The organism is Promicromonospora sp. CA-289599, assembly GCF_050936155.1.
Lineage (GTDB): Bacteria > Actinomycetota > Actinomycetes > Actinomycetales > Cellulomonadaceae > Promicromonospora.
Genome location: NZ_JBNJNI010000001.1, coordinates 724,198 through 739,426 on the forward strand (window position 1 = coordinate 724,198; position 15,229 = coordinate 739,426).

The following is a 15,229-nucleotide window of genomic DNA, read 5'->3' on the forward strand; positions in this document are numbered from 1 at the left end:
GCCCCGCGTCTCACCGGACCGTACTCATCTCAGACGACTACCGGCGCCACTTCTCATCGATCCAGCCGTCCACCGATCAGCCGACGTCGCGGTACATCGCCGCGAAACGTGGCTGACCCTCCTGGCCGATGTCGGGGACACGGAGCACGCTCACCGCGCCGGCCACGCCGAGCACGGCCAGACAGCCGAACAGTGCCGCGAAACCGCCGACCGAGAGCAGTGCCGGTGCCACGAACGGCACGACCGCGACGGGCAGCGTGCTCGCGATGTTGAGCACCGCGAAGTCCTTGCCCGCCGATTCCGGGTCGGGCAGCATACGCAGGCAGAGAGCGAAGTCGGTGGCCAGGAACGTGCCGTAGCCCAGCGACATGATCGCGGATCCCACGTACACGACCCAGACATCGGGCGAGAGCGCCACCACGGCCAGCCCGGCGGCGAGCACCAGACCACCGGCGAGCACGAACGGCTTCTGCCGGCGAAGCTTGTCGGAGAGCCACCCCGTCAGCCACGCGGTGACGGCGACGCAGGCGACTCCGACCAGTGTCAGGAGGAAGATCATCCCCGGCACGGCGTCGGCCGAGACGGCGAACCGCTGGGTGAACACGAAGGCCAGGTAGCTGTTGGACGCCCACGCGGCGGTGATCAGGAAACGCACCACCCACGCCCAGCCGAACGCGGGATGCCTGCGCGGGCTGACCCAGTACGAGCGCAGGACGATCGCGAGGCTGAGCCGCGGCTCGTCGTCCGGCACCCAGTGCCGGGGATCACGCACGAGCAGGACGGTCACGAGCACGCCCGCCGCGCTCATGACGCCGACCACCACCCACTGCAGCCACGGGACGCCCGGTACGGCGCTCACCACCGCGAAACCCAGGACAGGGCCTGCGAGGGCAACGAAGGCGACGACTCCCGACGCCGTCCCCCGCCGTTCCGGAGCCACCTGGTCGGCGGCCAGCGCGGCGCTCGCGGCGAGCTGGAACATGACCAGCGCCGTGATGAGCGCCCAGCCGACGGCCACCTGCCACACCTGGGTGGTCAGGCCCATGGTCATCAGCAGGATCGCCGCGCCGAGGCCCCCGGTGAGAATCCAGGTGCGACGCCTGCCGAACCGTGCCGCCGTGCGGTCGCTGAGGCGCCCGCCGAGCGGGTTCGCGAGGAGCCCGGTGAGGCCACCGATCCCGGTCACCAGGCTGAACGCGGAGGTCGCTCCGGCGCCGGCGATCGTGGTGAGATGGGTGACCAGCAGCAGGTTCATCGGCACCGCGACGCTGATGTAGCCGGCCGCGTTCGTGCCGACCAGCGCACCGATGAGGCGCCCCTGGCCGGGAGGCGGGGGTGCTGTCCCGCTGGCCACCCCGGCGAGATCGGGTTCGGTCGGCGGGAGCACCTCTTCGGGGATCATCGCCGACCCGCCGCGGCGTCGACGATCTCGAGGATCGTGTCGCGCACGACCGCCGGATTCTCCTGCGGGACGAGGTGTCCGGTCTCCTCGACGACGACCACGCGCCCGCTCGGCACCGCGGCCATGAGCTCGGTCGCGACCTGGTTGAACGCGGGGCGCGCCTTGGCCATCCCGCGGTCGATCCGCCCGGCCTGCAGGCTGACGGTGGGGACGTTCGGAGTCCCCGCGGCCTGGAGACGGCGCATCGTCGGCAGCGCCGGGCCGATCTGCGCGGCCTCCTGGCGACCGGCGCGCATCGCGCGAGCGCAGGCGTAGTCGCGTCGGATGATGTCCACGTCGGACGCCGTGATCGCTCCGGAGACGTGCGGCAGGGTCAGCTTCATGACCAGGTTCCGCCGTCCGACGCGGGCGAGCCACGCCAGGAGGCCGAACGACCACGAGAGAATCCTGGCATCACGGCCGCTCATGATCTCGGCGACGGTCGCGTCGACCAGGACCAGCCCGGCGACCTGCTGCGGGCGGCGTTCGGCGAACAGCCGGATGACGGGCCCGCCCCAGCTGTGTCCGACCAGGACGACGGGTCGTGTCTCTCCGATGCTGTCGAGCAGGCCGGCGAGGTCGTCGGCGATCCGCTCGAGCGTCCGCTCCTGCGGGTCCAAGTCGCTGCCGCCGTATCCTGCCCGGTCGTAGGACAGCGTGCGGGTGTGCAGGCTGATCTCGCGCTGGGTGTGCACCCACGACGCGGCCGGTGCGCCCATACCTGCCTCGAACAGGACCAGCGGCCCATCCCCCTCGCCCGCGGTGACGACCCGCAGCCGTCGCCCGTCGGGCAGGGCGACCGACCTCTCGGTCAGCCCCTCACCCGGACCGAGACGCTCGGGAACTCCACCGGCGGCTCGCGAATGCGTTCTCATCCCAGGGTTGCCTCTCATTGGTCCCAGCAGTACGGGTGGACGTCGTCCCAGAGCGCTGAGCGTTCGAGCTGTGCGGCGAGGGCCAGCAGCGAAGCGTCCGCCCGCCGTCGTCCGACAAGCTGCACGCCGTACGGAAGCCCGTCGCGATCGAGGTGCGACGGCAGGGACACCGCCGGCTGGCCGGTCAGATTGGCCCACGGCGTGTAGGCCGACCAGGCCAGCATCACGTCGGCGATCGCCTCCACGCCGTCGGCCTGGAAGTGTCCGAGAGGAACCGGTGGCCCGCTCGTCACCGGGGTCAGCGCGACGTCGAAGGTTTCGAGAGCGTTCAGGAATGCGCTCGCGTATCGCGCCAGAACCCCTTGTGCAGCGAAGAGGTCGCTACCGGACAACGCCTGCCCTTCGGCGTACAGGTGCCGCGTGTAGGGCAGGAGCAGGCCCCTGCGATCCGGCGGGACCAGCGACCGCACTGCCGCGTCGACCGAGGAGGCGAACAGCGTGCGTAGCGCCGAGCGCACCGGCTCGTCGCTCTGGGCCGGGAGCTGCACCTCCCGCACGTCGTGCCCCAGCTCCTGCAGCAGCGCCGCCGTCCGTTCCACGGCACGGACCACCTCCGGATGCGGGTGAACGTCGCCAAGGCCGGGGTCGGTCCACACGGCGACACGCAGCGGCCTCGCCGGTGGCCGCTCGATCGCATCGGCGAACCGGCCGTCCGGCCGCCAGCCGTCCAGGTCGCCGTCCCAGGACCGCGCCATCACGTCCAGGAGCAGCGCGGCGTCCTCCAGCGTCCTGGCGATGGGCCCTTCGATGGTGGTCCCGGTCATCGAGGTCAACGGCACAGACGAGCTGACCAGCCCGCGACTGGGCTTCACGCCGACGAGGTGGCACGTCGCCGCGGGTGTGCGGGTCGACCCGGCTCCGTCGCCCGCGTGCGCCAGCGGCAGCAGCCCGGCAGCCACCGCCGCGGCGGCGCCACCGCTGGAACCGCTCGCGTAGCGCGTGAGGTCGTACGGGGTGACGGTCGGACGCCCCGTCACCCCGTTCTCGGTGTAGCAGGTGGCCCCGAGCTCCGCGGTGTTGGTCTTGCCGAGGAGCACCGCGCCTGCCTGGCGGATCAGCCCCGCGGTCCAGGCGTCGGCCGGGGCGACGAGCTCAGCGACCGCGGCGGAGCCGAACGTGGTACGCACCCCCGCCGTCGGGTAGAGATCTTTGATGCCCAACGGAAGTCCCAGCAGCGGCGCCCGCTCGCCCAGCGCGATCCGCTCGTCGGCGCGAACGGCCTCCTCGACGGCGACGTCGGGCGTGACGGTGGCGAAGGCGCCGAGTGCGTCGTCGAACTTCTCGATGCGGCTCAGGTAGTACTCCGTCAGCTCACGCGAGCTCACCTCGCCGGCGCGCAGGGCGCTCAGCTGTGCCGCCGCGGAGAGCTCGTGCAGCCGGCCGCTCACGGAGCCACCCTGGCTCCGGTCAGCCACCGGTAGGCCAGGTCCGTGATGGTGTCGAGGTACTCCGGTGTCAGTGGCTGGCGGCCCAGCATCCGACGGTGCATCAGCGGGCCCTCGATCAGGTCTCCCACGAGGGAGAGGTCGGGAAGCGCGCCGATCTCTCCGCGCCGCGTCGCGCGGATGATGGCGTTGCGCAGCGGCTCGCCTCTGCCCTCGGCCATCCTCCGGAAGGCGAGCTCGGCATCCGGGTCGTGGTGCAGGTCGGCGACCAGCCCCATCAGCCCGTCGACCCAGGACGAGGACCAGGAGGCAGCGAAGTCCTCGACCATGGCCGCAAGGTCTGCGCGGAGCGTCCCGGCGTCGGGGTCCGACACCGGAGGCAGATGTTCGGCGAGCACGTCGACGACGAGCTGCGCCTTGCTCGACCAGCGCCGATAGACGTCCGTGCGGTGGGCGTGCGCCTGCACCGCGACCTCGGTCAGCTTCAGCGCGTCGTAGCCCCGGCTCTGCAGGAGTGACCACGCCGCGACCAGGAGCCGCTTCTCGAGATCGGGATCTCGGGGACGACCAGGCATACCGCCTCCATTACGCTACGGGTTGTAGTGTATGGAGGATAGGGCTCTCCGTTGCACATGCACAAGGGCCGAAGCGGATCGCCGCACTGCATGGCCGGGCCCCCGGCCGCTCAGCGGCTGCTGACCTTGCCGACGAGGGAGGCGATCGGCGCGATCACCAACGGCCGCGCCGCGAAGACCGCCGCGACCGCGAGGACGAGACCTCCCGCGAACCAGGCGAAGCCCACCCAGCTGACCGTGTCCTGGGCCGCGAACATGTGGTTCAGGTTGCGCAGCGCACCCGTGGCGAACACGAGGGTGACGTGCACGATCACGAACAGCACGAAGAAGAGCATCGTCGGGAAGTGGATCGCCCGGGCCACCGGCGCCGGGTAGAGCCTGTTCAGCCGGTCCGCGTCCTTGGGCCACCACTCGCTCATGCGCAGCCCGGTGATCGCGGCCAGCGGGGCAGCGACGAACACCACCGTGAAGTACATGAGCTGCTGCAGGCTGTTGTAGTTCACCCAGCCGTGCTCGGTGGGCCAGTTCAGCGTGAGGTACTGCAGCATCGCCGACGCCGCGTTCGGGAAGACCTCCCACGAGGTCGGCACGATCCGTATCCAGTGGCCGGTGGCGAACAGGAGCACCACGAACGCGGCCCCGTTGGCAAGCCACAGCAGGTCGATGCCGGTGTGCAGCCACAGGTTGATGCTGATCTTCTTGCCGCCCTTCGCGGGCGTCCAGTAGGCGGGCGGCGTCTTCTGGTACCGCACCTGCAGACCGGTGCGCACGATCAGCACCATGAAGAAGAAGTTGAGGTAGTGCATCCAGTTCACCCAGACGGGGAAGCCGACCGGTGCGGACTCGGGCAGCTCGTAGGACCCGGGGTAGCGCTCCAGGAACTCGGGCACGCCCGGCAGCGTGGTCACGCCGCGCGCGGCCAGGACGATGATCCCCGCAGCGGCGACGAGGCCGGCCAGGCCCCACCCGAGCAGCCGCGCCCAGCCGCCCAGGGTGCGCGAGCCGATCCTGCGCGGTTCGCGCGCGGGCTCGGCGGGTCGTGCGGGCTCGGTCGGGCGTACGGGCTCGGGCGGGCGTACCGGCTCGGTCGGGGCCTCCAGAACGGGTTCGACGGCGGCGGGCGGCTGGACGACCGGAGCGCTCTCGGTCTCGGCGGCAGGAGTGCTCGGCACCGGGACCGGCTGCGCGGGCTCGGGCGACCCGCCGTCGGCCACCTCGGTACGAGAGGGCTCGGCCGCCGTCGGCGCGGTAGCCACAACGGGGGCGACGGCGACTCGTCGCTGGACCGTGGCGGTCTCCGCCGGAGGCCAGGGCTCGCCGCCGGCGATCCGCGGCAGGCCGCGGCGCAGCGCCACCTGTTCGGTGACGGTGTCAGCGGTCGGACTGGTCGGGCCGGAGGCGGCCGGAACGTCCGCAGCGGCGGGCACACCTGCGGCCGCGGGGACCGTCTCCTCGCCCACGACGGCGGTCCCGCCCGCCACAGCAGGCAGGCCGGCGGCCAGGGTCACCGGCGGGGCCGGTGCACGGTCCACCCGGACGACGGCGGCCGGCGGCCAGGGCTCGCCACCGGCGACACGCGGCAGGCCGCGACGCACCGTGACCTCGACGGCGTCGGCCGGAGCGGCCGGAGCCGGGGCGTGCGCAGCACCGGCAGCGGGCTCGGCAGCCGCAGCGGGCGTCGGCTCGGCGGCAGGTGCTGCGAGCACAGGCTCGGCAACCGCCACGAGCGCGGGCTCGGTCGCCTCCTGCGCAGCGGCGCCGTCGGCCACTGCCGGAGCAAGCGCCGGCGCCGCGCCCGCCGGCGGCCAGGCCGGTCCGCCGGGATGACGCGGCAGCCCCTGACGAAGATCCTGGGTGAACGTCGCCACGGTGGTTACGCCTTCGCCTTCTCGATCTCGGCGATGAGCTGCGGCACGACGGTGAACACGTCGCCCACGATCCCGAAGTCGGCGATCTCGAAGATCGGGGCGTCCTCGTCCCTGTTGATCGCGACGATGGTCTTGGCGGTCTGCATGCCGGCCAGGTGCTGGATCGCCCCGGAGATCGCCAGGGCGATGTAGAGCTGCGGCGCGACCTGCACGCCGGTCTGGCCCACCTGGGCCGACGACGGCACGAACCCGGCGTCGACCGCGGCGCGTGACGCACCGACCGCGGCGCCGAGCGCATCGGCGAGCTGCTCGACGAGGGCGAAGTCCTCCTTCGAGCCCAGGCCCCAGCCGCCCGAGACGACCTTCGCGGCTCCGCGCAGATCGGGGCGCCCGGCGGTCTTCTCGGCGACCTCGACCGAACCGATCGTGGCGGCGGCGACACCGCTCGCGGCGACCTCCAGCACGACCTCGGCCAGGGGCCGCGCCTCGGCGCGCGCCTCGACCGCACCCTGACGGACGGTGATGACCGGCGCTCCGTGCGTCACCGTCGAGGTCACCGTGTAGGAACCGCCATAGGCCGAGCTGCGGGCGATGACGCCCTGGTCGTCGCGGGCGACCTCGATCGCGTCCATGACGAGGCCCGAGCGGGCGCGCACCGCGAACCGGGCGGCAGCCTCCCGGCCGTCGACCGAGTGGGACGCCAGGACGGCGTCGGGCCGGACAAGGGCCGCGGCGGCGGCCAGGGCGTCGACCACGCCCACCTGGCCGTCGGACGGCGCAGGGGCGCGCAGCACCGTGGCGGCCCCGAGCTCGGCGGCGGCCTTGGCGGCCGCGTCGTCGCCGAGGACGAGCGCGACCGGCGTCCCCACGGTCGAGGCCGCACCCAGCAGCGCGGCCGAGGACTTCGCGAGCGCGCCGTCAGGCGTCGTGTCGAGCAGCACCAGGATCGAGTCAGCAGCGATAGTCATCGTCGTCCCCCTTTTCAGATCAGGTGGTTCTCGGCCAGGAAGGCCGACAGTCGGACGGCGGCGTCGCCGTCGTCGTCGGTGATCTTCACGCCCCCACCTCGCGGAGGACGAGCGTCGATCGCGAGCATGATCGAGCGCGACGCGCTCAGGTCGTCCGCGTCGATGCCGAGGTCGGCGAGCGAGAGCACCTCGACCGGCTTCTTCTTGGCCGCCATGATCCCCTTGAAGCCCGGGAAGCGGGGGTCGGGGAGCGCCTCGGTCACCGACACGACTGCCGGCAGCGGTGCGCTCAGGCCCACCGCCGCGTCCTCCGACAGGCGCGTGCCGCTGATCTCGGCGTCCCCGATCGTCACCGTGGTGAGGTTCGTCAGGCTCGGCAGGCCCAGGTGCTCGGCCACCATCGCCGGCAGCACTCCGCCCACTCCGTCCGTGGACTGGTTGCCGGCGAGCACCAGGTCGTACCCGACCCGGCCGAGCGCCGCCGCGATGACCTCGGCCGTCAGCCCGAGGTCCGCGCCGACGAGCCCGCCGTCGACGATGTGCGTAGCACTCGCAGCGCCCATCGCGAGGCACTTGCGGATCGACGTCGTCGACTCCTCGGGACCGACGGACAGGACGTGCACGTCGGTGCCCTCGTGCGCGTCGGCGTAGGTGAGCGCGACCTCCAGGGCGCGCTCACCGATCTCGTCGGCGACGAGAGCCGCCGTGGCACGGTCGGCGAGACCCGTCTCCAGGCTGAGCGTGCGCTCAGCGTTGGTGTCGGGCACGACTTTCACCAGGACGACGATCCTCATGGGCGAACTCTGCTCTTTCCTCGAACGGCTGACGTGGAGAGACTACTTGCGGCCGGTGATGCTGCGAGCGACGATCTCGCGCATGACCTCGTTCGTGCCGCCGTAGATGCGGTGGACACGGGCATCGAGGAAGGCACGCGCGATCGGGTACTCCAGGATGTAGCCGTACCCGCCGTGCAGCTGGACACCCTGGTCGAGGATCTCCCACTCGCGCTCGGTGCACCAGAACTTGACCTTCGCGGCCTCGTCCGCGCTGAGCTTGCCCTGCCGGTAGAGGTTCATCGCACGGTCGACGTAGGCCCACATGACGTCCACGGTGGTGGCCATCTCGGCCAGCCGGAACCGGGTGTTCTGGAAGTCGATGACCGGCTTGCCGAACGCCTCGCGGCTCGTCGTGTAGTCGATCGTCCACTTCACGCCGGCCTCGGCCACCGCGGCGGCGACGGCACCGATCGAGAGGCGCTCCAGCGGCAGGTTCATCATGAGGTGCACGAAGCCGCGGCCCTCGACGCCGCCGATGAGGTTCTCGTCCGGCACGAAGACGTCGTTGAAGCTCAGCTCGGCCGTGTCGTGGCCGGGGAAGCCCATCTTGTGCAGCTTCTTGCCGTGCTCGAACCCGGCCATGCCGTCCTCGAGGATGATCAGGCTGAAGGCGTCCGGGCGGTTGCCCTCACCGGTCTTGACGAACGTGACGATGATGTCCGCCGTCTTGCCGCTGGAGATGAACGTCTTGGCACCGTTGACGACGTAGCCGCCGTCGACCTTCTTCGCGGTGGTCCGTGCGGCCCGCAGGTCGCTGCCCGCACCCGGCTCGGTCATCGCGAGGGCGCCGAGGATCTCGGCAGTGGCCATCTTCGGGAGCCACTTCGCCTTCTGGGCGTCGGTGCCGAAGTGGGCGATGTACGGCACCGCGAGGTCGTCGTGGATGCCCACGGCCCCGGCCAGCGCCGAGCCGTGGCCGCAGCCGATGAGCTCCTCGTTCACCACGCTGCGGAAGCGGTAGTCCATCAGCATCCCGGCGCCGCCGAACTCCTCCGGCACCGAGAGCCCGACGATGCCGTGCTCCGCCGCGGCCTTCATGGTCGCGCGGTCGACCTCACCGTCGGCGTCCCACTGCTGCGCCTTCTCCGGGGTGACGTAGCGCTTGACGAACTCCTTCACGACCTCGCGGAACGCCTCGTGGTCCTCGTCATAGATGTCACGCTGCATGGCTTCGCCTTTCGTTGGGCCGGGCGGCTGTGGTGCCCGGCGCATGGAGGGGAAATACCGTGTTCCGGCTGCTCGTCGTCGAGTGTCTCGTGCGTCGGCGTCGCGCCGCCACCGGGGCACTGGCGAGTATGCCTGAGACCCAGTATCAGATCAAGCGCCAGTGGCCGACGGCGGTTTCTGCGCGGAGGTCCGACCCGAGCCGACGCCTGAAACGGCGTCTCCCATCTGCGACGTCGACCGCGCCGACGAGGGCCCGAAACAGCGGGCCAGGCCCCGGCCACTGGCGATCCCGCGACTTGAAACGATTAAGTAGATGCCAAATCAAGGACATTCCGCCTTACGGTGACCGGCGAGTGAGACCTCGTCCATGTTTCCGCCGAGCTACCCGTGTCGGGGGTGAGTGCGTCCGAGGGCCCTGCGCGTCGAATCTCTGCCTGGTCTTGCCAACGAGGGCGTCGGGGTCGCTCTCGTTCGCGAGCACGTCCCGAAACGGAGTTGCCGCACATGACCAATCACATCGACCGGTCCGCCTTGACCGGTCTGACGCCATCTGACCAAGCACTGTTCCGGCGCTTCGGGACGGGGGCGCCGGCACAGCCGCCGTTCGTCCTGCTGCATCAGGCGTTCGAGGCCATGGCCCGGCGTCGACCGGAGGCAGTCGCCGTGACGCACGCCGGCGAGTCGTTGACCTACCGCGAGCTCGACCGACGGGCGAACCTGCTCGCTGAACGGCTCGTGCGGCTCGGCGTCAGCCCCGGTGATCGAGTCGGGCTGTTCGTGAGGCGCTCGATCCCGATGGTCGTCGGCATCCTCGGGGTGCTGAAGGCGGGGGCCGCGTACGTGCCTCAGGACGCCCGGATCACGTCGAGCGCACACCTGGCGCACATCGTCGCGACCGCTGACATCCGAGTCGTGCTGACGCTGTCCGACTGCGTCACCGCTCTGCCCGCGCTGCCCGGTCGGGTGGTGCTCGCAGTGGACGAGCTCTCCGGTGAGCGGGCGGAGCCGCCCGCGGTCGCGAGCACGCAGGGGCATCCGGCGGTGGTGATCTTCACCTCGGGCACCACGGGCACACCGAACGGAGTCGTGGTCACGCACGCGAATCTGTGCAACGTGGTCACACACGGGCCGGGAGCACTCGGCGTCGGGCCGGGCATGAAGGTGTCGCAGCTGCTCAACATCGCGTTCGACATGGCGGCGTGGGAGATCTTCGTGGCGCTCTGTCGTGGTGCGGAACTAGTGATCAGGGGCGGCTCGATCCTGCGGGCGGTGCGGTCGGTGGACGTGGTGATCGCGACACCGAGCGTTCTGGCGAGCCTCGATCCGGCCCAGTGCCGCAACGTCGCCGTCGTGGCGGTGGCCGGGGAGCGCTGCCCGCGCCCGCTCGCGGACGCCTGGTCGTCGTTCGCCCGGTTCCACAACGCCTGCGGACCCACCGAGGTCACCATCGTGAACACGATCGCCGCGCCGCACCGGCACGGCGAGCAGCCCACCATCGGCTCACCGCTGCCCAACACCACCGTCTACGTGCTCGACGAGCACCTTCGGCCGTGCCCGATCGGCGAGGTCGGCGAGCTGTGGGCGGGCGGGGCCTGCGTCAGCCAGGGCTACCTGGGCAAGGCTGAGCTGACCGCGCAGCGCTACCTTCCCGACCCGTTCCTCGGTGGCGAGAACCGCATGTTCCGCACCCGCGACCTCGGCCGCTGGACCTCCGACGGCCGGCTCGAGCACCACGGGCGCACCGACGATCAGGTGAAGGTCCGTGGCTTCCGGGTAGAGCTGGACGCGGTCACCTCAGCGCTCGAACGCACACCCGGCTGCGAGCGGGCGACGACCGTGCTGCACGACGGCGAGCTGGTCGGCTTCGTCACCCCGGCGGGAGTGGACGCCGTCGCGGCCCGCCATGTGGTCGCGGGCGTCCTGCCCTACTACTGCGTGCCGGCCACCGTCCACGCTGTCGCCGAGCTGCCGACCACGCACCGCGGCAAGGTCGACAAGCGAACCCTGGTCGCCGGACTGACCGCTGAGGAGGCGATGGCGTGACCGCGGCCGACACCGAGCTGGCCCAGTCGCTGCCACCGGTTCGCGGAAGGTGGCGCCGCGTGTGGCGACACAGGTGGCTGATGCACCACAACCGGCTCGCAGCGGGCGTGGTCGCGGTCAACATCGTGGTCCTCGCCGGCGGCGGCTGGCTGGGCGACCTGGGCACGATCTCGAGCATGATGCTGGCGAACGTCGCGGTCGCCACGCTGATCCGGCAGCAGTATGTGATCAACGCGATCTTCCTGTCCGCGACCAGCGCGCCGGTGACCTGGCCACTGCGGGTGCGCGCCCTGCTCGGCAAGGTCTACCACGTGTTCGGGGGCATCCACGTCGGCGGGATGGTGTCCGCGACCGGGTGGTTCCTGGTCTTCGCGGCCACCGCGACGGTGCGGCCGGTGGGCGCCGCGGTGCTTGTGGTGACCTACCTGATCGCCGCACTGCTGTTCGCCATGATCACGTTCGCGCTGCCGACGCTCCGGGCGCGCCACCACAACCGTTTCGAGCTGATGCACCGTTTCGGTGGCTGGAGCCTGCTCGCCCTGTTCTGGCTGCACTCCTTCCTGTTCTCCGAGGCCGGGCCGACGCCGTTCCTGGTGCTGCTCGTCGTGTCGGTCAGCGTCGCCCTACCCTGGCTCCGGCTGCGCCGGGTGCCGGTACGGATCACCTCGCCCTCCACGCATGTCGCGCTCGTACGCTTCGACTACGGCGTGACGCCGTTCGCCGGATCGTCCACCACGGTCAGCCGTAGCCCTTTGCGCGAATGGCACTCCTTCGCCAACGTGCCGTCGCCCGGTGCGCCCGGATTCCGGCTCACCATCTCGCGGGCGGGCGACTGGACCGGGGCGCTGATCGACGACCGCCCGACGCACCTGTGGGTCAAGGGCATCCCGACAGCCGGTGTCGGGAACGTCGACCGGCTGTTCCGCCGCGTCGTGTGGGTGGCCACCGGCAGCGGTATCGGTCCCTGCCTGCCACACCTGCTCTCGCGTGAGACACCCTCTCGCCTCGTCTGGTCCACTCGCGCCCCGCGGGCCACCTACGGGGACGACCTGGTCGACGAGATCCTCGCCGTGCAACCTGATCCGGTCATCTGGGACACCACTGCTTCCGGCAAGCCCGACCTGGTGGCGCTCGCCTACCAGACGTACCGCGAGTTCGACGCGGAAGCGGTGATCTGCATCTCCAACAAGAAGACCACCTGGAACATCGTCGAGCAGCTGGAGATGCGAGGCATCCCGGCCTATGGCGCCATATGGGACTCCTGAGAGGAACCACCATGAGCGACAAGACCTTGCTGCTGTCGGACGACGGCGGCGTCCTCACCATCACCGTGAACCGGCCGCACGCGCTGAACGCGCTGAACAGGACGGTGCTCACCGAGCTGTGCACCGTGCTGGAAGACCTGCTTCCACCGAACGGCGGCGACCTCCGCGGCGTCATCCTGACCGGAGCCGGTGAGCGCGCGTTCGTCGCGGGAGCCGACATCCGCGAGATGTCCATGATGACCCCCGACGAGGGCGAGGCCTTCGGCGCACTCGGCCAGCGTGTCACCCGGCTGCTCGAAGAGCTGCCTGTCCCGGTGATCGCCTGCGTGTCGGGCTATGCGCTCGGCGGGGGCTGCGAGCTGGCCATGGCCGCTGACTTCATCTACGCCACCAGTTCGGCGGTGTTCGGCCAGCCCGAGGTGTCGCTCGGCCTGATCCCGGGCTTCGGCGGCTGCGCGCGTCTGCACCACCGGGTCGGCCCCGGCTGGGCAAAGGAGCTGATCTACACGGGCCGGAAGATCGATGCCCTGGAGGCGCGGCGGATCGGACTGGTCAACCGGGTGTTCGACACCCGGGACGAGATGCTCGACTCCGCCGCCGCGACACTCGCTGAGATCGGCACTCGCTCACCGGTCGCGGTCGCGTTGTGCAAGTCAGCTATCGGCGACTCGGTCGGGAGAACCACTACCGACGCGCTCGACATCGAGAAGGCGGCCTTCCGGACGACGTTCACGACGGGCGACATGCGCGAAGGCACCACGGCGTTCCTGGCCAAGCGGCCGCCGTCGTTCCCAGGACACTGAACGACAGGACGGGCCGCCCGCTCCGAACCCGTGCCCTCACCCGCTCAAAGCGTCCCGGACCGACGGCCAGGACTTCAGCACCCCGAGGACCTCGGGGTGCTGCTCGGTCGCGAGCGCCGACTCGTAGGACCGTTCGAGCACGTCGTCGATCGCGACCCTGCGCCCCTGGGCCGCGCTCTGGATCGCGGCCTCGACCATGGCGAGGCTCATGACGTTGGCGTGCACCCGCCCCATCGGCTCGGTGCCGAGGCGGAGGGCGGCGACGAACTCGCGCAGCGATCCCGCGATCTCGTGCCCTGGGTCTTCGGCCTCGGCGACGGACGTCTCGGGGGCGCTGCCGGGTTCGCCGTCGCCGTCCCAGAGCACGGTGCCGCGCTCGGCGGAGATCCGCCAGGCGCCGTTCCAGGAGGTCTCGAAGCCAGGGCTGCACCACGAGCCGTTGAAGGTGAAGCGGGCTCCGCCCTCCATGGCGAAGACCGCGGTGGCGGCCGCGTCGCCGGCGTACCAGCTCCACGGCGGGTTGTACTCCTCGCAGGAGACCGAGACGGGGTCGGCGTCGAGCAGGAACCGTGCCATGTCGAACTGGTGGATCGCCATGTCCAGCAGCAGAGGACTGGCCATCTCGTCGCGGAAGCCGCCGAAGTGCGGGGCCTTGAAGAACTCGACCGCGACCAGGCCGACGACGCCGAGCGCCGCCGCCTGCCGCTTCACGTCGAAGAGCGACCGGTGATAGCGGCGGGACTGGCTGACCATGAACAGCTGCCCGGTGTACTCGGCCGCGGCCGCGAGCGAAAGCCCTTCGGCCACGCTCGCGGCGACCGGCTTCTCCCCCAGGACCGGGATCCCGGCCAGCAGCGCGGCGGTCGTGACCGGGTGATGCGCTTCGGGAATGGTGGCGTTGAGGATCGCGTCCGCACCGGTTCGGCGAGCAAGTTCGACGGCGTCGGCCCCGACCGCGAGGCCAGGGATGCCGGTCTCGGCGGCGGCCGATCCGGCCGCCGCCGAGGACAGGTCGGCGATGCCGACGAGCTCGGTGGCGGGGTCCGCCTGGATCGCGCGGGTCCAGGCCCTGCCCATGCCGCCCGCGCCGACCACGACGAGGCGCAGGGGCCCTTCGGTCTCGATGGTCCGGAAGGTCATCGCTCGAACGCCCCTCGGTAGCCCTGGCCGTTGAAGAAGTCGTCGGTCTCGTAGCGCAGGAGCGTCGGCGTCTCGCGCTCCCGGTCGGGCCGGGCCCATTCGATGCCGTTGGCGATCACGTGGTTCACGTCCCGGTGGTGGTAGACGGGAAAGTCCTGGTCGCCGGGGCTGAAGTAGAAGATGCGGCCGAAGCCGCGGCGGTAGGTCAGGCCGCTGCGGAAGACCTCGCCGCCGCTGAAGCCGCTGATGAAGACCAGCTCGTCGGGGGTCGGCACGTCGAAGTACTCGCCGTACATCTCCTGCTCGGGAATGATGATCGGGTTGGGGATACCGCGGGCGATGGGGTGCTGCGGGTTCACGGTCCACACCAGCTCGCGGTCGTGCTCGCTGCGCCAGCGCAGCGAGCAGGTGGTGCCCATGAGCTTCACGAAGATCTTGGACCAGTGTCCGGAGTGGAGCACGATGAGACCCATGCCGGCCAGGACATGGCGGTGGACCCGCTCGACCACGTCGTCGGCGACGTCGCCATGGGCGGCGTGTCCCCACCAGACGAGCACGTCGGTCTCGTCCAGCACGTCGGAGGTCAGCCCGTGCTCGGGCTCGTCGAGGGTGGTCGTGGCGATGCGGGCCTTGTCCCCGAGCCACTCGCCGACGCCCTTGGCGATCGCGCCGTGCATGCCGTCCGGGTAACGCTCGGCGACGGACGACTCGACCTGCTCGTGCCGGTTCTCGCCCCATATGAGGACCCGGATCGGTGCGTTTGGCATGTGTGCTTCCTCCAGTTTTCCGGACCCGGCCCACGG

13 protein-coding genes are annotated in these 15,229 nt (G+C 70.9%); 3 read left to right on the forward strand and 10 right to left on the reverse strand.

All coding sequences use genetic code 11. The annotated features are described in order from the left end of the window. Window positions 1-76 precede the first annotated feature (76 nt). The 8 genes from ACQEVI_RS03095 to ACQEVI_RS03130 form a co-directional block, all read right to left on the reverse strand. A complete protein-coding gene (locus ACQEVI_RS03095) occupies window positions 77-1,402 on the reverse strand; it encodes an MFS transporter (protein ID WP_432894540.1) in 1,326 nt (441 codons plus the stop codon). Further along, entirely contained in the window at window positions 1,399-2,316 is a 918-nt protein-coding gene (locus tag ACQEVI_RS03100; protein ID WP_432894543.1) for an alpha/beta fold hydrolase, read from the reverse strand. Before ACQEVI_RS03100 ends, ACQEVI_RS03095 begins: the two co-directional genes overlap by 4 nt. 14 nt (window positions 2,317-2,330) lie before the next feature. After that, on the reverse strand, window positions 2,331-3,764 hold the full coding sequence (locus tag ACQEVI_RS03105) for an amidase (RefSeq protein ID WP_432894546.1): 1,434 nt from the start codon (window positions 3,762-3,764) through the stop codon (window positions 2,331-2,333). Further along, window positions 3,761-4,336 (reverse strand): TetR/AcrR family transcriptional regulator, encoded by a 576-nt coding sequence (locus ACQEVI_RS03110; RefSeq protein WP_432894549.1) that lies wholly within the window; start codon window positions 4,334-4,336, stop codon window positions 3,761-3,763. The genes ACQEVI_RS03105 and ACQEVI_RS03110 overlap by 4 nt, the downstream gene beginning before the upstream one ends. A 110-nt stretch (window positions 4,337-4,446) precedes the next feature. Continuing rightward, complete coding sequence (locus tag ACQEVI_RS03115) at window positions 4,447-6,204, reverse strand: cytochrome b/b6 domain-containing protein (RefSeq protein WP_432894552.1); 1,758 nt, start codon at window positions 6,202-6,204, stop codon at window positions 4,447-4,449. A gap of 5 nt (window positions 6,205-6,209) precedes the next feature. Then, on the reverse strand, window positions 6,210-7,172 hold the full coding sequence (locus ACQEVI_RS03120; protein ID WP_432894555.1) for an electron transfer flavoprotein subunit alpha/FixB family protein: 963 nt from the start codon (window positions 7,170-7,172) through the stop codon (window positions 6,210-6,212). 14 nt (window positions 7,173-7,186) lie between these two features. Next, on the reverse strand, window positions 7,187-7,966 hold the full coding sequence (locus ACQEVI_RS03125) for an electron transfer flavoprotein subunit beta/FixA family protein (RefSeq protein WP_432894557.1): 780 nt from the start codon (window positions 7,964-7,966) through the stop codon (window positions 7,187-7,189). Between the two features lie 42 nt (window positions 7,967-8,008). After that, on the reverse strand, window positions 8,009-9,175 hold the full coding sequence (locus ACQEVI_RS03130; RefSeq protein WP_432894560.1) for an acyl-CoA dehydrogenase family protein: 1,167 nt from the start codon (window positions 9,173-9,175) through the stop codon (window positions 8,009-8,011). Window positions 9,176-9,679: 504 nt separating this feature from the next. Between ACQEVI_RS03130 and ACQEVI_RS03135 the strand changes: the two genes are divergently transcribed. The 3 genes from ACQEVI_RS03135 to ACQEVI_RS03145 are packed head-to-tail and all read left to right on the forward strand — an operon-like array spanning window position 9,680 to window position 13,286. Continuing rightward, window positions 9,680-11,218: an amino acid adenylation domain-containing protein gene (locus tag ACQEVI_RS03135; protein ID WP_432894563.1), complete on the forward strand. Its 1,539-nt coding sequence runs from the start codon at window positions 9,680-9,682 to the stop codon at window positions 11,216-11,218. Next, window positions 11,215-12,483 carry a hypothetical protein gene (locus ACQEVI_RS03140; RefSeq protein ID WP_432894566.1) on the forward strand — a complete coding sequence of 423 codons (1,269 nt, stop codon included), beginning with the start codon at window positions 11,215-11,217 and terminating at the stop codon, window positions 12,481-12,483. Before ACQEVI_RS03135 ends, ACQEVI_RS03140 begins: the two co-directional genes overlap by 4 nt. 11 nt (window positions 12,484-12,494) lie before the next feature. Next, window positions 12,495-13,286, forward strand: a complete 792-nt coding sequence (locus ACQEVI_RS03145; protein ID WP_432894569.1) for an enoyl-CoA hydratase-related protein — start codon at window positions 12,495-12,497, stop codon at window positions 13,284-13,286. A gap of 36 nt (window positions 13,287-13,322) precedes the next feature. Here ACQEVI_RS03145 and ACQEVI_RS03150 read toward each other — a convergent pair whose 3' ends face one another. After that, window positions 13,323-14,426 (reverse strand): Gfo/Idh/MocA family protein, encoded by a 1,104-nt coding sequence (locus ACQEVI_RS03150; protein WP_432894572.1) that lies wholly within the window; start codon window positions 14,424-14,426, stop codon window positions 13,323-13,325. Next, window positions 14,423-15,193, reverse strand: a complete 771-nt coding sequence (locus ACQEVI_RS03155; RefSeq protein ID WP_432894575.1) for a ThuA domain-containing protein — start codon at window positions 15,191-15,193, stop codon at window positions 14,423-14,425. Before ACQEVI_RS03155 ends, ACQEVI_RS03150 begins: the two co-directional genes overlap by 4 nt. Window positions 15,194-15,229: the final 36 nt, after the last annotated feature.